A 21,971-nucleotide genomic window follows, 5' to 3' on the forward strand; every position below is an offset into this window, starting at 1 on the left:
CACTGGTGGCGGCGACCGTCTACTTCCTCGATCCGCTGCCGTCTCCGGGGGAGTCGGGCGCGTTGGACGGGGCCGAAGGTCGGCACGCGGCCACGGTGCGCCGGACGACCGTCGGTGAGCGGCTGGTGCTGTCGGACGGCCGCGGCTCGCTCGCGGCCGTCGAGGTCACCGGCGTCGAGAAGGCCCGGCTCTCGTTCACGGTGCTCTCCGTCACCACCGCGGAGCCGCCCCGGCCCACGGTGACCGTGATCCAGGCGCTCCCGAAGTCGGAGCGCTCGGAACTGGCCGTCGAGACGGCGACCGAGGCGGGTGCGGACGCGATCGTGCCGTGGCAGTCGCTGCGCTGCGTGTCGCGATGGGACGGCCCGAAGGCCGTCAAAGGTGTCGCGAAGTGGCGGAACGCTGCCTCCGCGGCCGCCAAGCAGGCGCGGCGTGCCTTCGTTCCCGACGTCGCCGACCTGCACGACACTCGGATGGTGCGCAGCCTGGTCGAGGGCGTCGTCGCACGTGGGGGCATCGTGGTCGCGCTGCACGAGGCTGCGCCCGGGGCCTTCGCGGACCTCCCGTTCCGCGGCGCACCCGAGGTGGTGCTCGTCGTCGGACCCGAGGGCGGGCTCGACGACACGGAGATCGACATGCTCGTCGGTGCCGGCGCGACGCCCGCGCTCCTGGGGCCGACCGTCCTGCGGACATCGACCGCGGCGGCCGTGGCGTTGGGCGCGCTCGGCGTCCTGACCGATCGCTGGTCCGGCGCGCCCCCTGCTTGATCTGCGGCGCGGGCCGCTGGTGCACGTGCTCCGGTTTCCGCAACCCGCTCCTGTTGTGACCGGAGCAGGTTGTTGCAACCGGAGCACCTGGCGCCGCCCGGCCCGTGTGCGGGAAGGGGCAGCTACGAGGGTTGCGCGCGACATACTGGAATGCGCTTCTCGGGGGAGACGTTAAAGTGGTGAGAGGTTCCCGTCGCGGCGGACCGAGTATCGAAACCCGAGAGAAGGCCATAGCCACCACGTGAGTGACAACATCCCTTTCGTCGGCACCAGAGGTGACGATGCGCAGGACACCACTCGTGCGTCCCGCGCGCAGAAGCGGCAGTCCTCACGCCCGGTTCTGACCGAGGCGCGTGTGACCGAGTCCATCGAACTCGACCCCGCCGTGATGTTCCCGCTGCTCGGGTCCGCCGACGGTAACCTCCGGGCGCTCGAGCAGGTGCTCTCCGCCGAGATCCACGTACGCGGCAACGTCGTCACGTTCGAGGGGGCACCGTCCGACATCGCCGTCGGCAAGCGGGTGCTCACCGAGCTCGCCGCCGTCGTGGTCGCCGGCGGACCGGTCACTCCGGACGCGGTGCGGCGCACCGTCGCGATGCTCAGCCGCGGCGTGAGCGAGTCTCCCGCCGAGGTCCTGAGCCTGGACATCCTGTCCCGACGCGGCAAGACCATCCGGCCCAAGACGCTGAACCAGAAGCGCTACGTCGACGCGATCGACGCCAACACCATCGTGTTCGGCGTGGGTCCCGCCGGAACGGGCAAGACCTACCTGGCCATGGCCAAGGCGGTGCAGGCTCTGCAGGCGAAGCAGGTCAGCCGCATCATCCTCACGCGCCCGGCCGTCGAGGCGGGGGAGCGACTCGGGTTCCTCCCCGGCACACTGCACGACAAGATCGATCCGTACCTGCGTCCGCTCCACGACGCGTTGCACGACATGATGGACGTCGAAGCCATCCCGAAGCTCATGCAGGCGGGCATCATCGAGGTCGCACCGCTGGCCTACATGCGTGGCCGCACGCTGAACGACGCGTTCATCATCCTCGACGAGGCGCAGAACACCACGGCCGAGCAGATGAAGATGTTCCTGACCCGCCTCGGCTTCAACTCGAAGATCGTCGTCACCGGTGACATCACCCAGGTGGATCTCCCCGGGGGATCGCGTTCGGGACTGCGTGCCGCCACCGAGATCCTGGTGGACATCGACGACATCCACTTCGCCAAGCTCGACAGCAGCGACGTGGTCCGGCACCGACTGGTCTCCGACATCGTCGACGCCTACGACCGTTTCGACGCCGCGGACGCCAAGTCCGCCAACCGCGCTGCGCGTCGCAGTGGCGGTCCCCGCGCCGCGCACCACTGATGTGGGCGTGCACGGGCACGGGGGCGTCGCCGCGCACTAGTACGGTGTTCGCATGAGCATCGAGGTCTCCAACGAATCCGGGATGGACGTCGGAGAAGAGGATCTGATCGCGGTCGCGCGCTACGCCATCGCGCAGATGGACGTGCACCCGGCAGCCGAGCTGTCCATGGTCCTCGTCGACTCCGCCACCATGGCCGATCTCCACATGCGCTGGATGGACCTGCCAGGTCCCACCGACGTGATGTCGTTCCCGATGGACGAGCTCGAGCCGGGCGGTCGCCCGGACTCACCGGACCCCGGTCCGTCGATGCTCGGAGACATCGTGCTGTGCCCGTCGTTCGCGGCGGACCAGGCCGAGAAGGCCGGGCACCCGCTCGAGCACGAACTCGCACTCCTCACCGTGCACGGTGTGCTGCACCTCCTCGGCTACGACCACGCGGAGCCGGACGAGGAGAAGGAGATGTTCGGCCTGCAGAACAGCATCCTCGAGGACTGGTACGAGAGTCTGCGCCAGGCCGAGCGCGACGCTCTGTCGGCTGCGCGAGACGCGAAATTGTTGGGCAGCACCGGCTTCGCGAATCCCCGGACCGATGCCGGTGGTGAGTCGACCCGGTGACCAGCGCTCCGGCACTGATCGTGCTCGCGGTTGTCCTCGTCCCTCTCGGTGGCCTCTTCGCCGCCATCGACTCCGCCGTCAACACCGTCTCCTCAGCACGCGTCGAGGAGATGGTGAAGGAATCTCGGGGCGGGGCGAGCGAACTGCTCCGCATCCTCGAGGATCGTCCGCGGTACGTCAATCTGATGGTGCTGCTGCGCATCCTGTGCGAGATCGGGTCCACGGTTCTGCTCGCCGGAGCGTTGCTGGACCTGCTCGCGCCGGCGCAGGCGCTGGCCATCGCCGCCGGCGTCATGGTGGTGGTCGACTACGTCGTCATCGGCGTGGGGCCCCGCACACTCGGCCGCCAGCACGCGTACTCCATCTCGCTGGGGTCGTCCTACCCGCTGCGCGCCATCGGCATCCTGCTCGGCCCGGTGAGCCGCTTGCTCATTCTCGTCGGCAATGCGATCACGCCCGGCCGCGGCTTTCGCAACGGTCCCTTCGCCTCCGAGATCGAACTGCGGGAACTGGTCGACATGGCGCAGGAGCGCGGCGTGGTCGCCGACGACGAGCGCCGCATGATCCAGTCCGTGTTCGAGCTCGGCGACACCTCCGCACGCGAGGTGATGGTGCCGCGCACCGAGATGGTGTGGATCGAGCGTGACAAGTCCGCCGGACAGGCGACCACCCTCGCCGTGCGGAGCGGGCATTCGCGGATCCCGGTGATCGGCGAGAACGTCGACGACATCCTCGGCGTCGTCTATCTCAAGGACCTCGTGCAACAGACGTACACGTCGTCGGACGGTGGTCGCAGCGTGCGTGTCGACGAGGTCATGCGTCCCGCGGTGTTCGTCCCGGACTCCAAGCCGCTGGACAGCCTGCTGGCCGAGATGCAGAGGGACCGCAAGCACATGGCCGTCCTGGTGGACGAGTACGGCGGTGTCGCCGGCCTCGTCACCATCGAGGACGTGCTCGAGGAGATCGTCGGCGAGATCGCGGACGAGTACGACACCGACGAGGTGGCCCCGATCGAGGAACTCGAGGACGGCCGCTTCCGGGTGTCGTCCCGGCTCCCTCTCGAGGATCTCGGCGAACTGTTCGACATCGAGATCGACAACGACGAGGTGGACACCGTCGGCGGCCTGCTGTCCTACGAGATCGGGCGCGTCCCGCTGCCGGGCGCCCGTGTCGAGGCACACGGGTTGATCCTGGTGGCCGAGGGCGGCTCCGATGCGCGCGGACGAGTGCGTGTGAGCACCGTGACCGCCGAGAAGCTTCCCGAACCGGACGCCGACGACGAGGACTCCGAGTCGTCGGACGAGAGAGACGAGATCGACCATGACCGAGACTGACGATTTCCACTCCGGGTTCGTGTGCTTCGTCGGACGGCCCAACACCGGCAAGTCCACCCTGACGAATGCCCTGGTGGGGGCCAAGATCGCCATCACGTCCTCCCGGCCCCAGACCACACGCCACACCATTCGGGGCATCGTGCACCGGGACCACGCGCAGCTGATCCTCGTGGACACCCCGGGCCTGCACCGGCCGAGGACCTTGCTCGGGCAGCGTCTGAACGACCTTGTGCGCGACACCTACTCGGAGGTCGACGCCATCGGTCTCTGCATCCCGGCGGACGAGAAGATCGGCCCCGGCGATCGCTGGATCCTGGAGCAGGTCCGCCACAACGCGGGCAGGACAGCGCTGGTCGGTCTGGTGACCAAGATCGACAAGGTCTCCAAGCAGCGCGTCATGGAGCAGCTGATCGCCGTCTCGAACCTGCTCGGTCCCGACTGCGAGGTGGTCCCCGTGTCCGCCGCGTCCGGCGAGCAGGTGGAGGTCGTCGTCGACGTCTTCGCGAAGGTGCTGCCGCCCGGGCCTGCGTTCTACCCCGACGGTGAGCTGACGGACGAGCCGGAGGAGACCCTCATGGCCGAGTTGATCCGGGAGGCAGCGCTCGAGGGAGTGCACGACGAGCTCCCGCACTCCCTCGCCGTGGTCATCGAGGAGGTCGGGCCCCGCGAGGGGTCGGACACGATGCTGGACGTGCACGCCATTCTCTACGTCGAACGTCAGTCGCAGAAGGCGATCGTCATCGGCAAGGGTGGGGCCCGACTGCGCGACGTGGGCACCGCGGCTCGCGGTCAGATCGAGAAGCTGCTCGGCACCCGCATCTACCTCGACCTCCGCGTCAAGGTGGCCAAGGACTGGCAGCGCGATCCCAAGCAGATGGGCAAGCTGGGCTTCTGACCCCGCGCTACCGTGCCGCGATCGATCGTCGCGACACGGTAGCCGGGTGCAGGTTCAGGACAGGTGCTCAGGCTCCGTCTGGGTCTTGTGGTGCTCGTCGGAGCGCATGGCGTCCTGGCCGCCGTGCCCCACTCCCGGGCTGCCGGCCCTGGCCGGACTCAACGAGACGACGATCGACTTCGACGTGGGGCAGTTGCTGTCGGTCGCCGACGAGTCCAGCGGAACCAGCGGGTTGGTCTCCGGGTAGTAGGCGGCTGCGGACCCCTTGGGCGTCTGGTACTCGACGATCCGGAAGTTCTCGGCGACGCGCACCACGTCGTCGTCGTCCCACTTGGTGGTGATGTCGACGAAGTCGCCGTCCTTCATGCCGAGTTCCGCGATGTCGCCGCGGTTGACGAACACGACGCGGCGGCCGCCCTCGATTCCCCGGTACCGGTCGCTGAGTCCGTAGATCGTGGTGTTGAACTGATCATGGCTCCGGAACGTCTGCAGCAGAAGATGTTTCGGCGGCACCTGCAGAGCCTCGATGGGCGAGACGAAGAACTCGGCGAGGCCGGACTCCGTCTGGAAGGTCCGCGAGTCCCGCGGCGGGTGGGGGAGGACGAAGCCTCCGGGGCGCCGAGCGTTGACCTCGTAGCCCTGGCATCCCGGAACCACCCGCGAGATGTGCTGACGGATGGTGCGGTAGTCGTCGCGCATGCCCTTCCAGTCGAGACCGTAGCGGTCGCCGATCGTGGCTTCCGCGATCTGCGTGATGATCTCGACCTCGGACTTGACGTGCGGGCTCGGCGGATCGAGCGGACCGCGGGAGGAGTGCACCGAGCACGTCGAGTCCTCGACGCTGATCCACTGCGGCCCGCTGGCCTGGATGTCCTTCTCGGTGCGGCCCTTGGTCGGCAGGATCAGCGCCACGTCCCCGGTGACGAGGTGCGAGCGGTTGATCTTCGTCGAGATGTGCACCGTCATGTTCGTCTTGCGCATGGCATCGAAGGTGACGGTGCTGTCCGGCGTGGCCTGGGCGAAGTTGCCGCCGAGACCGAGGAAGAACTTCACCTTGCCGTCGCGCATCCCGCGGATCGAGTCGATCGTGTCGAGACCGTTCTCGCGGGGCGGATCGAAGCCGAACTCGCTCTCGAGTGCGTCGAGGAAGTGCTTCGGTACCCGCTCCCAGATGCCCATCGTGCGGTCGCCCTGCACGTTCGAGTGACCGCGCACGGGCAGCACACCCGCGTTCGGCTTACCGATGTTGCCCTGAGCGAACGCGAGGTTGGTGATCTCCTTGACGGTGTTCACGGCGTTGCGGTGCTGCGTGATGCCCATGGCCCAGCAGAAGACGGTGGCCTTCGAGTCACGCAGGAGCTTCGCTGCGTCTGTGATCTGGGCTCGGGAGAGACCGGTGACCGTCTCCACCTCGTCCCAGTCGACCGCCGAGACGTGCTGCTTCCACAGATCGAAGTTGTTGGTGTACTTCTCGATGAACTCGTGATCGAGGGCGTCCCACTCGACCAGCAGCTTGCCGATGGCCTGGAAGAGCGCCAGGTCGCCGTTGATGCGGATCGGCAGGTGCATGTCCTCGAGATCGGTGCCGGGTCCCACCATGCCGCGCGGGGTCTGCGGATTCTTGAAGTTGATGAGGCCGGCCTCGCGCAACGGGTTGATCGCCAGGATCTTGGCGCCGTTCTGCTTGGCCTTCTCCAGCGCGGACAGCATGCGCGGGTGGTTGGTGCCCGGGTTCTGTCCGGCCAGGATGATGAGGTCCGCGCCGTACACGTCGTCGAGCACGACGCTGGCCTTGCCGATGCCCATCGACTCCTGCAGAGCGAACGACGTGGACTCGTGACACATGTTGGAACAGTCCGGCAGGTTGTTGGTGCCGTACGCGCGAACGAAGAGCTGGTACACGAACGCGGACTCGTTCGACGCGCGGCCCGACGTGTAGAACGTGGCCTCGTCCGGGTGCAGCGAGCGCAGCTCCTCGCCGATGAGGTCGAATGCCTCGTCCCACCCGATCGCCTCGTAGTGGGTGCCGCCCGACCGCTTGACCATCGGGTGCGTGATGCGTCCCTGCTGACCGAGCCAGTGCTCACTGTGCGAGTCGAGGTCGGCGATGCTGTGGCGCGCGAAGAACTCCGGGGTGGCGCGGCGCTTGTCGGCTTCCTCGGCGACGGCCTTCGCGCCGTTCTCGCAGAACTCCGCGGCGTGACGGTGACCCGGATCCGGATCGGGCCACGCGCAGCTCATGCAGTCGAAGCCCTCGGCCTGGTTCAGGTCGAGCAGGGTCCGTGCGGTCCGCACCGGGCCCATGCGCTCGAGCGAGCGCTTCATCGAGACGGCGACGGCGGTCGGACCGGCGGCATGCGTCTTCGGCTTCTCGATCGACAGGTCGGCCTCGTCGTAGTCCCGAGAGTCGTGTGTGCGTGTCATCGATCCGTCACTCCATTCATGTCGCGCGTGCCCCTCTGGTCGAGGGTAGTGCGCGGCGCCGACACGACCGGTCGGACGACGCGCTTCCACTCCTGTCTACCCGCGCCGACGATTCCGTACCCGTCGCCTAGCGTGAGGCCATGACGAGAACTCGCACCGTGTCCGATCACGTCGACGTCGCGGCATCGCCCGACGAGGTCTACGCACTGGTCAGCGATCCGACGCAGACGCATCGGTGGAGCCCCGAGAACACGGGAGCGGTGGTGGACGAGCCGCGCCGTGGAGGTACCTACGAGGGCATGACGTTCGTCGGCCGCAACAAGCGCGGCCGGGCGACGTGGAGCACGCGGTGCGTGGTGACAGCCGCCGAGCCCGCACGGCGATTCGCGTTCCGGGTGGAGGTCATCGGACCCGGCAAGCCGATCGTCCGCGCACGGAACGCGAGCTGGGAGTACACCTTCGCGCCAGTGGACGGCGGCACCCGCGTCACCGAGACGTGGACGGACGATCGGCCGTGGCCCGACGCGGTGGCCGCGCTGTTCGACAAGGTGGCCACCGGGGGCAGTTCCTTCGCGTCCTTCCAGCGCCGCAACATCGCGCGGACGCTGGCGAATCTGCAGGCCGAGCTCGGCGCTCCCTGACCTCGCCCGGTCGTCCTGCGTGGGACAATGACACGGTGCCGGCGAGCAGAGGTGGAGTGTGAGGTCGTATCGCGATCATGCCGTCGTCCTGCGCCAGCACAAGCTCGGTGAGGCCGACCGCATCGTCACGCTCCTCACCCGCCGCCACGGACTGGTGCGCGCAGTAGCGAAGGGGCGTGCGCCGCACGACGTCGAAGTTCGGCGCCCGGCTCGAGCCGTTCGCCTACATCGACGTGCAGCTGTATCCCGGTCGCAACCTCGACATCGTGACCCAGGTACAGACCGTCGAGTCGTTCGCGTCCGACATCGTCGCCGACTACGGCCGCTACACCACCGGGTGCGCCGTCCTCGAGACCTCCGAGCGACTGGCGGGTGAGGAGCATGCTCCGGCGCCTCGTCTGCATCACCTGACCGTCGGCGCGCTGCGCACCCTGGCCTCCGGGGCTCGCGACTCGGAACTGGTGCTGGACGCGTTCCTGCTGCGGGCGATGAACTTCGCCGGGTGGGCTCCGTCGCTGGACGAGTGCGCGACGTGCGCTGCGCCCGGTCCGCATCGCGCGTTCCACGTCTCCGCCGGGGGAGCGGTGTGCACCCACTGTCGCCCCGCCGGGTCCAGCACACCCTCGGTGGGTGTGCTCGACCTGATGTCGGCCCTGCAGAGCGGCGACTGGGCGGGTACCGAGGCGTCGACCGACTCGATGCGCGTGCAGGCGAGCGGTCTGGTGGCCGCGCACCTGCAGTGGCATCTCGAACGGCAACTCCGCACCCTCCCGTTCGTCGAACGCAGCGGCGGGTCCGGGACCGCCGGGTCCGCACCCGCCGGAGAAACTCCGGTCGGGCAGGATGAGACCCGTGATCCGTCGAAGTCCACGCGAGCAGCCCACTCGGCGTGAGGTCCGCGCGCCCGATCCGCACCCGTCCGGTGCCCGCGCGCCGATCCTGCAGCCCGAGCTGATTCCCCGCCACGTGGCGCTCGTCATGGACGGCAACGGACGCTGGGCGCAGGATCGCGGACTGCCCCGCACCGCCGGTCACGAGCGCGGCGAGGCCGTCCTCATGGACACGGTCTGCGGATGCATCGACATCGGCGTGCGGTGGCTGTCCGCCTACGCGTTCTCGACGGAGAACTGGCGCCGCAGCCCGGACGAGGTGAAGTTCCTCATGGGCTTCAACCGCGACGTCATCCGCCGCCGCCGCGACGAGATGCACGAGATGGGGGTGCGCGTCCGCTGGGCGGGGCGCCGACCTCGTCTGTGGCGCAGCGTCATCAACGAACTCGAGACGGCCGAAGAGCTCACGAAGGACAACACCGTCATGACGCTGACGATGTGCGTCAACTACGGCGGCCGCGCCGAGATCGTGGACGCAGCCCGCGAGATCGCCCGTCGCGCAGCAGCCGGACAGCTCGATCCCGACAAGATCTCCGAGGCGTCCTTCGCGAAGTACCTCGACGAACCGGACATGCCCGACGTGGACCTCTTCCTGCGGCCGTCCGGCGAGCAGCGCACGTCCAATTTCCTGATCTGGCAGTCCGCCTACGCGGAGATGGTGTTCCAGGAGAAGCTCTTTCCCGATTTCGATCGCCGCGACCTGTGGGCCGCGTGCGTCGAGTACGCCTCGCGTGACCGCAGATTCGGTGGTGTGAAATGACGGAGCAGGACATCGTGGCGGCCCTGCAGGACCGTGCCCGGCTGGCACTCGGACAGTTCGCGGACGTGTCCGTGGGCGACGACGGATCGCTCGGGTTCAGCTACGCGGGCGCACTCTGCTCGCTGCGTGCGGTCGCTCTGAGTCCGGGACTCGAGGTGCTCGCTCTGACGGCCGTGCTGGCCTGGGACCGTCCGTCGTCGGGAACGCTGCGGGCGCGAGTGGCGGTGCGCAACAGCGAGTCCCAGTTCGGCTCGATCTCGCTCACGACGCACGGGTCGCAGGCCGACGTCGTGATGCGCTACACGTTCCCGGCGTCGGGTCTCGACGACGAACCACTCATGACGATGCTCGTCCTGGTGCTCTCGGGTGTGGAGAAGGCGCGCGTCGGCCTGGTGCCGTGACGCCCCGCAGCCCGTCCTCCGGGCGCAGCGTCGGCGACATCGACGCGGAGCACGTATGGCATCCGTACGCCGGGTTCCCGTCACCCCGGCCGCTCGTGGTCACCGGTGCCGAGGGGGTCCGTCTGCATCTCGAGGACGGCCGCTCGCTCGTGGACGGGATGAGCTCGTGGTGGGCGGCGATTCACGGCTACCGGCACTCCGTGCTCGACGCGGCCGTCACCGAGCAGCTCGGCGCGATGAGTCATGTCATGTTCGGCGGGCTCACTCACGAACCGGCGGCCCGACTGGCCGAGGTGCTGGTGAACATCACCCCGCCGGGTCTCGATCGCGTGTTCTTCGCCGATTCGGGCTCGGTGTCCATCGAGGTGGCGGTCAAGATGTGTCTGCAGTACCAGCGGGCACTCGGCCGTCCCGAGAAGCGTCGGCTGCTGACGTGGCGCGGCGGCTACCACGGCGACACGTTCACGCCCATGAGCGTGTGCGACCCGGAAGGCGGCATGCACTCGGCGTGGACGGGAGTGCTGGCGGAGCAGGTCTTCGTGCCGCCGCCCCCTTCCGACTTCCGCCCGGAGTACGCGGCAACCCTGGCGGACGCGGTGGCGAGGCACGCCCACGAGCTGGCCGCTGTCATCGTCGAGCCTGTGGTGCAGGGCGCGGGTGGAATGCGGTTCCATGACCCGCGGTACGTCCGCGTGCTGCGAGAGGCGTGCGACGCCCATGACATCCTGTTGATCCTCGACGAGATCGCCACCGGATTCGGCCGCACCGGAACCATGTTCGCGGTCGAGCAGGCGGGAGTGTCACCCGACGTGCTCTGCGTGGGCAAGGCGTTGACGGGCGGCTACCTCACGCTGGCGGCCACGCTGTGCACTGCCGAGATGGCGTCGGTCATCAGTGCCGGGCCCGCCGGCGGCCTGATGCACGGACCGACGTTCATGGCCAACCCGCTGGCGTGCGCCGTCGCGGTCGCCTCGACGGAACTGCTGCTCTCCCGCGATTGGCTGTCGGAGGTGTCCGGGCTCGAGGCGGGTCTCGTGACCACTCTGGCGGCGGCGCGAGATCTGCCGGGCGTCCGTGACGTGCGCGTGCTCGCCGGGATCGGTGTCGTCGAACTCGATCACGACGTCGACGTCCCGCGTGCGTCGGCCGCGGCCGCGGCTCACGGGGTGTGGATCCGGCCGTTCCGGAACCTGGTGTACGCGATGCCGCCGTATGTGTGCGCCGACGACGACGTGCGCAGGATCGGAGAGGCGCTGGTGCTCGCCGCCGCGGCGGGCTGAAACTTGAACACCGTTCAAGTCGGTGCGTAGGCTGCGCGGTCATGAGCGAAAGAGCGCTGTCGTGGCTCGAGGTCGAGGCCTGTCGGCGCAGCGCGGCAGGTCTGCGCCGCGTCGTGTCAGCCCGGACGACGGGCGACCGGATCATCGATGTGGCGTCCAACGACTACCTCGGTCTCGGCCGTCATCCGGCCGTCACGGCGGGTGCTCGCGAGGCCGTGAACCGGTGGGGAGCGGGCAGTACCGGGTCGCGTCTCGTCACGGGGACGACGGCCGATCATCTCGCGCTCGAGCACGAGCTGGCCGACTTCGTGGGAATGCCCTCGGGCCTCGTGTTCTCCAGTGGGTACACCGCGAACCTCGGCGTCGTGACGGCGCTCGCCGGGGCCGGGACGCTGATCGTCTCCGACGCCGCCTCCCACGCGTCACTGGTGGACGCGTGTCGACTGTCCGGCGCCCGAGTCGTGGTCACCCCGCATCGCGACGTCCGCGCGGTCGACGCCGCACTGGCCGCGCGCACCGAGGCGCGGGCGCTGGTGCTCACCGACTCGGTGTTCAGCGCGGACGGTGCGCTCGCACCGCTCGCGGAACTCCACGCCGCCACCAGGCGCCGCGGCGCCGTACTGGTGGTCGACGAGGCTCACGGACTCGGTGTCCGCGGCGACGGCGGCCGCGGTCTGGTGCAGGAGTGCGGACTGGCAGGCGCTCCCGATCTGGTGATCACGGTCACACTGTCGAAGGCGTTGGGGAGTCAGGGTGGTGCCGTGCTCGCGAACCACGCTGTGCGGGAACATCTCCTGAACACAGCCCGTACGTTCGTCTTCGACACGGCGCTGGCGCCAGCGTCGGTGGGCGCCGCCCGCGCCGCGCTGGGAGTGCTCGTCGGCGACCCCGCGCTCGTGGCGTCGGTGCGTCGGCACGCCACCCGGCTCGCGCGGGAACTCGGCCTGGTGAACGCACCGGCGGCCGCGGTCGTCCCCGTCGTCGTCGGCGATGCCGCCACGGCGGTGCGCGCCGCGTCGCGATGCCTGGCGGACGGTGTCGCGGTGGGGTGCTTCCGCCCGCCGTCGGTGGCGCACGGATCGTCCCGGCTCCGACTCACCGCGCGCGCGGACCTCACGGACGACGAGGTGGCCACCGTCGCGGCAGTCGTTCGCGCGGCTGTGCGCGGGAAGGTCTCCGTATGACCGTCGTCGTCGTGACCGGGACGTCGACGGACGTCGGCAAGACGGTGGTGACCGCCGCCCTCGCAGTCGCGCTCGAGCACATCGGACTGACGGTGGCCGTCTGCAAGCCGGCCCAGACAGGGGTCTCGCCGACCGGGGCCGGTGATCTCGACGCCGTGGCGCGGTTGTCCGATCCGGATCGTCGCCGACACCACGTCGAATGCGTTCGGTACCCGGATCCGCTGGCGCCGAACGTCGCTGCTCGTCGGGCCGGCCTTCTCCCGCTGCGCATGTCGGACGCGGTCGACGCGATCACCGCTGCGGCCTCGAGTGCCGATGTGGTGCTGGTGGAGGGAGCCGGTGGCGTCGCCGTGCGCTTGGACGATGACGGACTCACGGTGCTCGACCTCGCCCGCGCGGTGGGTGCCTCGGTCGTCGTCGTGACGGAGTCGGGGCTCGGCGCTCTGAATCACGCCGCCCTGACGGTCGATGCCGTTCGCCGAACGGGCGCGTTCTGCCCGGGGCTCGTCATCGGCTCGTGGCCCTCCGTCGCCGGGCTCGCCGACATCACCAACCTGGCCGAACTGCCTGCGGTCACGGATGTTCCGATCCTCGGCCGTATTCCCGAGGGCGCCGGCGCGCTGCCATCGGAACGGTTCGTCTCCGCCGCACCCGACTGGTTCGACGTCGACTTCCTGCATCACCCCGATTCTCACAAGGAGCTTCCATGACGACCGTCCACACCGTTCTCGACGACGCCGAGCGCATCGTTCTCGACGAGGGCACGCCACTCGACGTCGAGAGGGTGCTGGCAGTGCTCGAACTTCCCGACGATGCGGTCGCCGACGCCCTGGATCTCGCGCACCGCGTCCGGATGCGCTGGTGCGGTGCAGAAGTCGAGGTGGAGAGCATCATCAGTGTGAAGACCGGCGGGTGTCCCGAGGATTGCCACTTCTGTTCGCAGTCGGGACTGTTCGTCTCGCCGGTGCGCGCGGCACGGCTCGACATCGCGGAACTGGTCGAGGCGGCGAAGCAGACCGCGAAGACCGGCGCGAGCGAGTTCTGCATCGTCGCGGCGGTGCGAGGTCCGGACGAGCGACTCATGAGTCAGGTGGAGGCGGGCATCGCCGCGATCCACGCGGAGGTGGACATCGACATCGCCTGCTCGCTCGGCATGCTGACGCGGGAGCAGGCGGAACGCCTCGCGAGTTGGGGCGTGCATCGGTACAACCACAATCTGGAGACGGCGCGCTCGTTCTTTCCGACGGTCGTCACCACGCACACGTGGGAAGAGCGGCAGCAGACGCTGACGACCGTCGCCGACGTCGGCATGCAGGTGTGCTGCGGCGGCATCCTCGGAATGGGCGAGGGTCTGCGTCAGCGAGCGGAATTCGCGACCGAGCTGGCGGCGGTGAATCCGCACGAGGTGCCCCTCAATTTCTTCGATCCGCGACCCGGAACCCCGTTCGCCCACCTCGCGGTCCTGCCCGCAACCGATGCCCTCCGCGCCATCGCGGCATTCCGACTCGCGCTCCCGCGCACCACGTTGCGTTTCGCCGGTGGCCGCGAGATCACGCTCGGCGACCTCGGCGCGCGACAGGGGATCCTGGGCGGCATCAACGCCATCATCGTCGGCAACTACCTGACGACGCTCGGTCGTCCGGCCGAGTCCGATCTCGATCTCCTGGCGGAGCTGAAGATGCCGGTCAAAGCGCTCGATGCCGCCATCTGAGTCCCCGGCGTTCGATGGGTGGACGGGCGCACCGCTGGCAGACGGGGCGCGACCACGGCCTCGAGACCTGGAGCCACCGCGGTACTGCGCATGGTGCGGCCGCCGCATGGTGGTGCAGGTGTTCCCGTCCGGGTGGTCCGCGCACTGTTCACGGCATCCACTGATCGAGGGATGACGAGCGTTCAGCGAGCGGCGCACTCGCTGCAGGTGCCGAAGATCTCGGCCGTGTGGCTGACGTCGCTGAACCCGTGCTTCGAGGCCACCGACTTGGTCCAGCGCTCCACGGCGGCACCTTCCACCTCGACGGTGAAGCCGCAGTCGCGGCACACCAGATGGTGGTGGTGACCGTCGGAGCACCGGCGGTAGACGGACTCACCGGAATCGGTCCGCAGGACGTCGATGGTGCCGGCGTCCGCGAGGGCCTGCAGGGTGCGGTAGACGGTGGTGAGGCCGATACCGTCGCCACGCTTGCGCAGTTCGTCGTGCAGCTCCTGCGCCGACCGGAACTCGTCGACGGTCTCCAGCAGTTCGGAGATGGCGCTGCGCTGCTTGGTCGAGCGCACACCGATGGTGCGGGGAGCGGTCACGAGTGGTTCTCCTCCTGAGCGTGGGCGACGGCGTCGACGACGATGTGGGCGAGGTGGTCGTCCACCAGGCGGTACAGGACCTCGCGTCCGGCACGCTCACCGCGGACGACGCCCGCGGCCTTGAGGACACGCAGGTGCTGGCTGATGAGGGGCTGCGTGACGCCCAGTGCACCGACCAGCTCGTGCACACACCGCTCCGACTCGCGCAGTTGCAGCACGATCGCGATGCGCACCGGAGCGGCGAGTGCACGCAGCAGGTCGCCCGCTCCGCCCAGCACGTCCTTGGACGGCAGCGGAACGGGGCTCGGAGCCGCGGGAGGGACCACCGTGTCGTCGATGCTCATGAAGGTCCTCCTGCACTGTCGGGTGGCGCTTAATGGAAACAGTAACCACTTTCGACATCTACTCTGATATGCGCGGACGTGCATGTCAACTCACCGGTGCTCGAAGACCGGGACGTCGCCGGATAGTCTGATGTGTCGCGAGCAGAGGGACACCCCCTCGCTCGGCAGTACTACCGACCACCCGAGATGGAGAGCTGGCCCCGTGGCACCGAAGTCCAAGATCGATACCGTCGCCAACCTGGCCAAACGCCGGGGACTCGTCTACCAGTGTGGCGAGATCTACGGCGGAACCAAGTCGGCCTGGGATTACGGCCCCCTCGGCGTGGAGCTGAAGGACAACATCAAGAAGCAGTGGTGGCGCAACATGATCACCAGCCGCGAGGACACGGTGGGTCTCGACTCGTCCGTCATCCTGCCGCGCGAGGTGTGGGAAGCGTCCGGCCACGTCGAGACGTTCTCCGATCCGCTGGTCGAGTCGCTCCACACCCACAAGCGCTACCGCGCCGATCACCTTCTCGAGGCGTACGAGGAGAAGCACGGCCACCCGCCGGAGAACGGACTCGCCGACATCCGCGATCCCGAGACCGGCGAGCCCGGTTCCTGGACGGAGCCGCGCGCGTTCTCCGGACTGCTCAAGACGTTCCTCGGACCTGTCGACGACGAGGCAGGCCTGCACTACCTCCGCCCCGAGACGGCGCAGGGCATCTTCGTCAACTTCGCCAACGTGCTCACCACGTCGCGCAAGAAGCCGCCGTTCGGCATCGGCCAGATCGGCAAGAGCTTCCGCAACGAGATCACGCCCGGCAACTTCATCTTCCGCACCCGCGAGTTCGAGCAGATGGAGATGGAGTTCTTCGTCAAGCCCGGCGAGGACGAGCAGTGGCACCAGTACTGGATCGACTACCGCATGAAGTGGTACACCGATCTGGGCATCGACCCGGAGAACCTGCGCCTGTACGAGCACGCGCAGGAGAAGCTGTCGCACTACTCCAAGCGCACCGTGGACATCGAGTACCGCTTCGAGTTCCAGGGCAGCGCGTGGGGCGAGCTCGAGGGCGTCGCCAACCGCACCGACTTCGATCTGTCGACGCACTCGAAGCACTCGGGCACCGACCTGAGCTTCTACGACCAGGCCAACGACGAGCGCTACACCCCCTACGTCATCGAACCTGCTGCGGGACTGACTCGTTCGCTCATGGCCTTCCTCGTCGACGCGTACCACGAGGACGAGGCGCCCAATGCGAAGGGCGGCGTGGACAAGCGGACGGTGCTGCGACTCGATCGTCGTCTGGCGCCGGTCAAGGCCGCCGTGCTCCCGCTGAGCCGCAACGCCGACCTAACGCCCAAGGCCAAGGACCTCGCGGCGACTCTGCGACAGAACTGGAACGTCGAGTTCGACGACGCCGGCGCCATCGGTCGCCGCTACCGTCGCCAGGACGAGATCGGCACCCCGTTCTGCATCACGGTCGACTTCGACACGCTGGACGACCATGCGGTCACCATCCGCGAGCGCGACAGCATGGCACAGGAACGGATCGCCCTCGATCAGGTCGAGGGCTACCTCGCCACCCGCCTGCTGGGCTGCTGACCGCTACTTCTGCAGAGCAGCGGTCATCTGCTCCTCGGTCTCTTTCCCGACCCGCTCGAAGGCGATGCCGGCGAGCGGGTCGGCCAGTTTCGCGAGGCCGTTGAACTCGATGTTCGCGTGATAGGTGATCTCGGTGGAGGTCGGGCCGGCTTCGTTCAGCGTGATGTCGTCGGTGCTCGTAGCCGTCTTGTTCGTGCCCTTCAGGACGATGTGGCCGGGCTCGTCGACCTCGAGACGGTAGGTCAGCTCGGTCGAGATGCCGTACAGCTTCGACGTGTTGTTCCATTCCGTGCCGACTGCGACCGGTCCGGGCGTGGACTGCGTGCACTCCACGGTGCCCGGATCCCATTCGGTGGCGTTCGCGAAGTCGCGCAGGTACGCGGCCACGTCCGCCCGTGATCGGGTGACGGTGAAGGTGCGGGTGACATCGACCATGGGTGGGGCTCCTGATGCTAGGTGGGTGACTCCAGAGTGCCCGTTCGCGCGCAGTACTGAAACACCACGTCAGCGGACACAGGAGTGCTGCTGGTACTCCACCAACTGGCGCTGCACCGACACGGGTACCGGGATGCGGGTGTAGACCGGCACACCGTCACCCACTGCGATCCACGCGGGGAACACGAAGGGCTTCCTGGCGTCCGCGATGACATGCGGTTCGCAGGACGCCGTCGACAGAGTGACCGGGACGTCGATGCTCGCTGTTCCCGACGCCAGCGTGACCGGCACCTCCTCGCTGCTCAGCGCGTAGAGGAGGCTGCCGCGAATCTCGTCGAGGCGCAACGGGTCGTCACCGCCTCGGCGATCGAGGGTGAGCACCGCCGACAGAGGCGCCGCGGGGTCCGCCGGTGGAGGGCCGGGAACCAGGGTGACCGCGACGATGTCGGCGAGTTCGGCGGCGGCACATTCTTCGGCGTGGATTCGGTTCAGGGTGTCGTTCTGCGACGCGAGCGGCACCTCGACCGCGATGTCGTCACTCGTCTCGACGACCGCTGTCGCCGGTTCCGCTCCGACATCGCACAGCGCTGTTCCGTACGGCACGGTGACGTCGATGCGGGAGCCGCGGTCGAGCGTGATCTCGCGAGGTGTCGCGTCGAGAGTCTCGAAGCCGGGAGAACGCAGTGCGACCGACCGGACGGTGACCGGCTGCTCCGACGCGCCGGTGAGCGTCACCTGAAGCTGTCCGCCCACCGCGTCGTCGTCGCGGCTCCGGTAGGTGGATGCGCTCACGGGGGCGCGGACCTCCGGCGGCGACGGTGCGCAGCCGACGAGGAGAGTCAGGGCGAGGGCGCTTGCCGCGACCCGAGCGGTCACCGGCTCAGAAACGTCCGCCGGACGAGCGTCCGATGCGTCCCGAGCTGCCGGAGCCGCCGAACGAGCGCGGACCGCCGCCGAATCCGCCGTAGCCACCGCCACGACGGTTCCCGTACGAGCGGCCCCCGGAGAAGCCGCCCCGCAGCACGCTGTCGATGAGCACGCCGGTGAGGATGCCGCCCGCCGAGGACGAGCCGCCGTACCCACCGCTGTGCCGAGGGCGCTGTGTCGCCTCCCAGTCGGCGACGTCCGCCTGAGCGAGGTGCGACGCCTGCGCAGCGAGGGACAGGGCGGCCGCGGCGTGCTGCAGAGCGCGTGGCGCGTCCGTGGCACCCAGCTGCTGGGCGGCTTGGACGTGCCGTTCGGCCTCGGCGAGCCGCGTACGCGCCTGGACCTTCACCGCGCCGCTGCGGGCGCCGATGTACTCGCTCGCGGCCCGCACCTGTGCCTGCGCCGACGCGAGGTCCCGGTCCAGTCGAGCGCGGGCATGGTCGTCCTGTTCCTTGCTCTGTGTGGCGACGGCGAGTGCGGAGTCGAGTTGCGCGTCGGCTGCGACGAGGGCGTTCATACTGCCCAGCGGATCCTGCGTGCCGCGGGTCCGTGCCCGACCCAACGCCTCGGCGACGGCGGCCCGTGCCGCGGCGAGTCGGTCTCCGCCGTGCGAGGCGAGGCGGTCCGCCGATGCGATGTCGGCTTCCGCGTCGGCCATCGCCGCGTCGAGCCCGGAGCGCGCGGCCTCGATGTCGGCGTCGGCGTGCTCGACGGCGTCGAGCAGCGATCGGGCGCGCGACAGCGCACTCTCCGCGGTGCGCACCGCGGCCACCACCGGTCCCTGGTGACCCACCGGTTGCGCGGCGGCATCACGCCCCTCGTCGATGCTCGCGTCGGCGAGCTCGAGCTGTTCCTTCGCCAGGTCGACGTTGTTCGCCACCGGCGCGAGGACGGAGCTGTCGTACCGCCCCGCGAGGCTCGTCAGGGTCGTCGCCGCCGCGTCCAGCCGCGCCGTCTGCTCCACCTGCCCGCGCGTGAGCGCGTCGAGACGGGAGTCCGCGTCGATCAACAGGTTCCGGATCTCGTCGAACTCGGCGACCTTCTCGTCGAGGTGCCGGTCCGCGTCACTGCACGAGGTGATGATCGACAGGAGCATCTGGCGCCGCTCGTCGGGCGACTCGGGGATCGCGTCGTCCAGACGCTGCCTCGTCTCGAACGCGGCCGCGAGCGCGCGGCGGGCGCCGTCGAGAGCCTCGACGAACGGGCGAGCCGCGGCCTGTCCCAGTTCGCCGACGGCAGTGGACAACTCGTCGGCACTGGCCCGGATCGCCTCGTCGGTCTCCACCAGCAGAGCGCGGGAACGCTCGTCCAGGACGTCGAGCGGGAGAGCGGCGAAGGCCGCGGGGTCACTGCCGTCCAACTGCTCGGCGGCCTCCAGTGCATCGGCTCGCCGCCGCCGTGCGCGCAGCCGAGTGAAGGCGAAGGCGCCCAGTACGAGGACGAGGATCACGCCGACGGCGACCCAGAGACCTGCCGATCCCGAGCCGGTGGTCGACGCCGCCTTGCCCAGGCCGGTGGCTGCCGCCGTCGCCGCGCCCGCCCAGTTCTCCTCGCGCAGCGCCGGTTCGATCGAGGCCTGCTCGAGTTCGGAGATCTCCGAGTCCGAGATGCTCGACAGCGCCTGGGGAACGTTCAGGACGTACGAGCGGGCCTGCGTCGCGACCGCCATGAGCACATCACGGTCCCCGAAGTCGCTGGTGGACGCCGTGCGCTCACCCCACGAGGTGGCAGCCTGGCCCGAGAAGTCGTCGACGAAGACCACCCAGAGCCGGAAGCCCTGCTCGTCGTAGAGGGTGTCGACGGCGGACTGCACCTCGGACACCTCACCGGCATCGAGTGCGCCGGCCTGATCGGTGACCTGCTCGGGCACTCGGAACGGTTCCTCGGCGGAGGCGGGCACGCCCACACCGACCACGGCGAGGACGAACAGGATCGCGGTGGTGGCGGCACGCAGGAGCACTCGGACCCGGGTCATGGTGGGAACCTACCGGGAGCGTGGCCGAACGGTGCGAACGAGGACGAGAGACCCGTGACAACTGTCATGCCGCGGTCGTGACGCACGAACGAGGGTTCGTCCCTCGCATCGGAGCAGTGTTCTTCTCATGACCACACCAGCGATTCACCTCGACCATCTGCGGAAGTCGTTCGCCGGGCCGGGCCACACCCGTGTCCAGGCCGTCGACGACCTGTCACTCGTCGTCCACCCGGGCGAGATCGTCGCGTTCCTCGGGCCCAACGGCGCCGGCAAGACCACCACGATCGACATGATGCTGGGCCTCGGTCGACCCGACGAGGGCTCCGTCGCCCTCTTCGGCGGATCGCCCGAGGACGCCGTCGCGACGGGCCGCGTGTCGGCGGTGATGCAGAGCGGGGGACTGCTCGAGGACATCACCGTCGAGGAGACCGTTCGCCTCATCGGCACCCTGTACTCGTCCACCCGGCCCGTCTCGGAGGTCCTGGCACGCGCAGGCATCGCGGACATCGGGGGCCGGATGGTGGGGAAGTGCTCCGGCGGTCAGCAGCAGCGGTTGCGGTTCGCGCTCGCCCTGCTCCCGGATCCCGATCTCATCGTGCTCGACGAGCCGACCACGGGCATGGACGTGGAGGGCCGACGTGAGTTCTGGGGCGCCATGCGCGAGGACACCTCGCACGGACGCACGGTCCTGTTCGCCACGCACTACCTCGACGAGGCGGACGCCTACGCCGACCGCATCGTGCTGCTGCGCGACGGGCGCATCGTGGCGGACGGCACCGCGGCCGAGATCAAGAACGTGGCGTCCGGCCGGCGGGTCTCGGCGATCCTGCCGGGCGCGCGGGCAGCCGATCTGCTGGCCGTTCCCGGCGTCGACGACGTCGAGATCCACGGTGACCGGCTCACCGTCCACGCGACGGACTCGGATGCAGCCGCTCGATACCTGTTCGCACACACCGCAGCTCGCGAGGTGGAGATCGTTCCCCACACTCTCGAGGACGCGTTCCTGACCCTCACCACCGACACCACCGGGAGCCTCGCATGACCGCCACCGATTCGACCACCACCACCACTGTCCGGACGCTGCCGGCTCGGGGCGGATTCAACGCCGGCTTCCTCGCACTCGAGATGCGCCGGATGTTGCGGAACCGCCGCACCGTCGTCTTCGCACTCGTCGTGCCGCCGATCTTCTTCCTCATCTTCGGGCTGCAGGGTGATCTGAAGACCGAGTCGGCAGGATCGGCGAACGTCACCGGCTACGTCATGGTGAGCATGGCCCTCTACGGTGCGATGCTGGCCACCACGAGTGGCGGCGCCATGGTCTCGATCGAACGCGGACTCGGATGGAGCCGTCAGCTGCGGCTCACCCCGCTGACCCCCACCGCGTACATCGCGGTGAAGGTCGTCGTCGCCATGGCGCTCGGGCTCGTGTCCGTGGCCGTCGTCTTCGCCGTCGGTGCGGCGACAGGCGCGACTCTTCCCGCCGCGGCATGGGTGGAGTGCTTCGTGCTCGCCTGGATCACCTCGATCGTGTTCGCGGCGTTCGGCCTCTTCATGGGGTACCTGCTGCCGTCGGAGAACGTGATGCAGATTCTCGGACCCGGTCTCGCTGTGCTCGCGTTCGCCGGTGGTCTCTTCGTCCCGGCGAGTGGATGGTTCGCGACCGTGGCGAAGTTCGTCCCCACCTACGGGGTGGCCACGTTGGCGCGGTCGCCGCTCGGGGACACCTCGTGGACGTCGCTGGTGGAGGCGCTCGTCAACGTCGCGGTGTGGACGACGATCTTCGTGATTGGCGCGATGACGATGTTCCGCAAGGACACCGCCCGCGTATGACACGTCCGGACACCAGGGGGTC

The 21,971-nt window shown here is 68.9% G+C and carries 21 protein-coding genes and 1 pseudogene; 16 read left to right on the plus strand and 6 right to left on the minus strand.

What is annotated here, in order from left to right; translation table 11 throughout:
• Positions 1–5 precede the first annotated feature (5 nt).
• The 5 genes from QE449_RS08305 to era all read left to right on the plus strand — a co-directional run bounded on the left by QE449_RS08305 (position 6) and on the right by era (position 4,972).
• Positions 6–767 carry a 16S rRNA (uracil(1498)-N(3))-methyltransferase gene (locus QE449_RS08305; RefSeq protein ID WP_056445787.1) on the plus strand — a complete coding sequence of 254 codons (762 nt, stop codon included), beginning with the start codon at positions 6–8 and terminating at the stop codon, positions 765–767.
• Between the two features lie 340 nt (positions 768–1,107).
• Positions 1,108–2,127 (plus strand): PhoH family protein, encoded by a 1,020-nt coding sequence (locus QE449_RS08310; protein WP_056446329.1) that lies wholly within the window; start codon positions 1,108–1,110, stop codon positions 2,125–2,127.
• Between the two features lie 52 nt (positions 2,128–2,179).
• Positions 2,180–2,743 carry an rRNA maturation RNase YbeY gene (ybeY, locus tag QE449_RS08315; protein ID WP_027505720.1) on the plus strand — a complete coding sequence of 188 codons (564 nt, stop codon included), beginning with the start codon at positions 2,180–2,182 and terminating at the stop codon, positions 2,741–2,743.
• Entirely contained in the window at positions 2,740–4,077 is a 1,338-nt protein-coding gene (locus tag QE449_RS08320) for a hemolysin family protein (protein ID WP_056445784.1), read from the plus strand. Before ybeY ends, QE449_RS08320 begins: the two co-directional genes overlap by 4 nt.
• The gene (gene era / locus QE449_RS08325) at positions 4,064–4,972 is read left to right on the plus strand and encodes a GTPase Era (RefSeq protein WP_027505722.1); all 909 of its coding nucleotides are present in this window, start codon (positions 4,064–4,066) and stop codon (positions 4,970–4,972) included. The genes QE449_RS08320 and era overlap by 14 nt, the downstream gene beginning before the upstream one ends.
• A 54-nt stretch (positions 4,973–5,026) precedes the next feature.
• On the opposite strand, the gene QE449_RS08330 is transcribed toward era, so the two are convergent.
• On the minus strand, positions 5,027–7,396 hold the full coding sequence (locus QE449_RS08330) for an FdhF/YdeP family oxidoreductase (RefSeq protein WP_027505723.1): 2,370 nt from the start codon (positions 7,394–7,396) through the stop codon (positions 5,027–5,029).
• A gap of 140 nt (positions 7,397–7,536) precedes the next feature.
• Between QE449_RS08330 and QE449_RS08335 the strand changes: the two genes are divergently transcribed.
• From QE449_RS08335 to bioB, 8 genes and pseudogenes are all read left to right on the plus strand, one after another.
• Entirely contained in the window at positions 7,537–8,037 is a 501-nt protein-coding gene (locus tag QE449_RS08335) for an SRPBCC family protein (protein WP_222630408.1), read from the plus strand.
• Positions 8,038–8,095: 58 nt separating this feature from the next.
• A pseudogene (recO, locus tag QE449_RS08340) lies at positions 8,096–8,930 on the plus strand (DNA repair protein RecO).
• Positions 8,881–9,687, plus strand: coding sequence for an isoprenyl transferase (locus QE449_RS08345; RefSeq protein ID WP_027505726.1), 807 nt, complete (start codon positions 8,881–8,883; stop codon positions 9,685–9,687). The pseudogene recO and the gene QE449_RS08345 overlap by 50 nt, the downstream one beginning before the upstream one ends.
• Positions 9,684–10,088 carry a hypothetical protein gene (locus QE449_RS08350; protein ID WP_027505727.1) on the plus strand — a complete coding sequence of 135 codons (405 nt, stop codon included), beginning with the start codon at positions 9,684–9,686 and terminating at the stop codon, positions 10,086–10,088. Before QE449_RS08345 ends, QE449_RS08350 begins: the two co-directional genes overlap by 4 nt.
• Positions 10,085–11,368: an adenosylmethionine--8-amino-7-oxononanoate transaminase gene (locus tag QE449_RS08355; RefSeq protein ID WP_307108613.1), complete on the plus strand. Its 1,284-nt coding sequence runs from the start codon at positions 10,085–10,087 to the stop codon at positions 11,366–11,368. The genes QE449_RS08350 and QE449_RS08355 overlap by 4 nt, the downstream gene beginning before the upstream one ends.
• Before the next feature lie 41 nt (positions 11,369–11,409).
• Positions 11,410–12,552, plus strand: a complete 1,143-nt coding sequence (locus QE449_RS08360; RefSeq protein WP_307108614.1) for an 8-amino-7-oxononanoate synthase — start codon at positions 11,410–11,412, stop codon at positions 12,550–12,552.
• Positions 12,549–13,262 (plus strand): dethiobiotin synthase, encoded by a 714-nt coding sequence (gene bioD, locus QE449_RS08365; protein ID WP_307108615.1) that lies wholly within the window; start codon positions 12,549–12,551, stop codon positions 13,260–13,262. Before QE449_RS08360 ends, bioD begins: the two co-directional genes overlap by 4 nt.
• Positions 13,259–14,263: a biotin synthase BioB gene (gene bioB, locus QE449_RS08370; RefSeq protein ID WP_307108616.1), complete on the plus strand. Its 1,005-nt coding sequence runs from the start codon at positions 13,259–13,261 to the stop codon at positions 14,261–14,263. The genes bioD and bioB overlap by 4 nt, the downstream gene beginning before the upstream one ends.
• Before the next feature lie 182 nt (positions 14,264–14,445).
• Here the strand turns inward: bioB and QE449_RS08380 are convergent, their stop codons facing one another.
• Positions 14,446–14,850, minus strand: coding sequence for a Fur family transcriptional regulator (locus tag QE449_RS08380; RefSeq protein ID WP_027505728.1), 405 nt, complete (start codon positions 14,848–14,850; stop codon positions 14,446–14,448).
• Positions 14,847–15,194: a metalloregulator ArsR/SmtB family transcription factor gene (locus tag QE449_RS08385; RefSeq protein WP_027505729.1), complete on the minus strand. Its 348-nt coding sequence runs from the start codon at positions 15,192–15,194 to the stop codon at positions 14,847–14,849. Before QE449_RS08385 ends, QE449_RS08380 begins: the two co-directional genes overlap by 4 nt.
• Before the next feature lie 202 nt (positions 15,195–15,396).
• On the opposite strand from QE449_RS08385, the gene QE449_RS08390 reads away from it, so the two are divergent.
• A complete protein-coding gene (locus QE449_RS08390; RefSeq protein WP_027505730.1) occupies positions 15,397–16,782 on the plus strand; it encodes a glycine--tRNA ligase in 1,386 nt (461 codons plus the stop codon).
• A gap of 3 nt (positions 16,783–16,785) precedes the next feature.
• On the opposite strand, the gene QE449_RS08395 is transcribed toward QE449_RS08390, so the two are convergent.
• The 3 genes from QE449_RS08395 to QE449_RS08405 all read right to left on the minus strand — a co-directional run bounded on the left by QE449_RS08395 (position 16,786) and on the right by QE449_RS08405 (position 20,119).
• Positions 16,786–17,217 (minus strand): SRPBCC family protein, encoded by a 432-nt coding sequence (locus QE449_RS08395; RefSeq protein ID WP_027505731.1) that lies wholly within the window; start codon positions 17,215–17,217, stop codon positions 16,786–16,788.
• A 69-nt stretch (positions 17,218–17,286) separates the two neighbouring features.
• On the minus strand, positions 17,287–18,009 hold the full coding sequence (locus tag QE449_RS08400; RefSeq protein WP_307108617.1) for a hypothetical protein: 723 nt from the start codon (positions 18,007–18,009) through the stop codon (positions 17,287–17,289).
• An 88-nt stretch (positions 18,010–18,097) separates the two neighbouring features.
• Positions 18,098–20,119, minus strand: a complete 2,022-nt coding sequence (locus QE449_RS08405; protein ID WP_307108618.1) for a TPM domain-containing protein — start codon at positions 20,117–20,119, stop codon at positions 18,098–18,100.
• A 127-nt stretch (positions 20,120–20,246) separates the two neighbouring features.
• On the opposite strand from QE449_RS08405, the gene QE449_RS08410 reads away from it, so the two are divergent.
• Positions 20,247–21,161, plus strand: a complete 915-nt coding sequence (locus QE449_RS08410) for an ABC transporter ATP-binding protein (protein ID WP_307108619.1) — start codon at positions 20,247–20,249, stop codon at positions 21,159–21,161.
• Entirely contained in the window at positions 21,158–21,949 is a 792-nt protein-coding gene (locus QE449_RS08415) for an ABC transporter permease (RefSeq protein WP_056445772.1), read from the plus strand. The genes QE449_RS08410 and QE449_RS08415 overlap by 4 nt, the downstream gene beginning before the upstream one ends.
• The last annotated feature ends 22 nt before the right edge of the window (positions 21,950–21,971 follow it).

The organism is Rhodococcus sp. SORGH_AS_0303 (assembly GCF_030819335.1).
GTDB lineage: Bacteria > Actinomycetota > Actinomycetes > Mycobacteriales > Mycobacteriaceae > Rhodococcoides.

Excerpts from the sequence above, each read along its gene's own strand:
- ybeY (WP_027505720.1), top strand. The coding sequence starts at position 2,180 with ATGAGCATCGAGGTCTCCAACGAATCCGGGATGGACGTCGGAGAAGAG.
- era (WP_027505722.1), top strand. The coding sequence starts at position 4,064 with ATGACCGAGACTGACGATTTCCACTCCGGGTTCGTGTGCTTCGTCGGA.
- QE449_RS08330 (WP_027505723.1), bottom strand. The coding sequence starts at position 7,396 with ATGACACGCACACACGACTCTCGGGACTACGACGAGGCCGACCTGTCG.
- QE449_RS08335 (WP_222630408.1), top strand. The coding sequence starts at position 7,537 with ATGACGAGAACTCGCACCGTGTCCGATCACGTCGACGTCGCGGCATCG.
- QE449_RS08345 (WP_027505726.1), top strand. The coding sequence starts at position 8,881 with ATGAGACCCGTGATCCGTCGAAGTCCACGCGAGCAGCCCACTCGGCGT.
- QE449_RS08350 (WP_027505727.1), top strand. The coding sequence starts at position 9,684 with ATGACGGAGCAGGACATCGTGGCGGCCCTGCAGGACCGTGCCCGGCTG.
- QE449_RS08360 (WP_307108614.1), top strand. The coding sequence starts at position 11,410 with ATGAGCGAAAGAGCGCTGTCGTGGCTCGAGGTCGAGGCCTGTCGGCGC.
- bioD (WP_307108615.1), top strand. The coding sequence starts at position 12,549 with ATGACCGTCGTCGTCGTGACCGGGACGTCGACGGACGTCGGCAAGACG.
- bioB (WP_307108616.1), top strand. The coding sequence starts at position 13,259 with ATGACGACCGTCCACACCGTTCTCGACGACGCCGAGCGCATCGTTCTC.
- QE449_RS08385 (WP_027505729.1), bottom strand. The coding sequence starts at position 15,194 with ATGAGCATCGACGACACGGTGGTCCCTCCCGCGGCTCCGAGCCCCGTT.
- QE449_RS08395 (WP_027505731.1), bottom strand. The coding sequence starts at position 17,217 with ATGGTCGATGTCACCCGCACCTTCACCGTCACCCGATCACGGGCGGAC.
- QE449_RS08405 (WP_307108618.1), bottom strand. The coding sequence starts at position 20,119 with ATGACCCGGGTCCGAGTGCTCCTGCGTGCCGCCACCACCGCGATCCTG.
- QE449_RS08410 (WP_307108619.1), top strand. The coding sequence starts at position 20,247 with ATGACCACACCAGCGATTCACCTCGACCATCTGCGGAAGTCGTTCGCC.
- QE449_RS08415 (WP_056445772.1), top strand. The coding sequence starts at position 21,158 with ATGACCGCCACCGATTCGACCACCACCACCACTGTCCGGACGCTGCCG.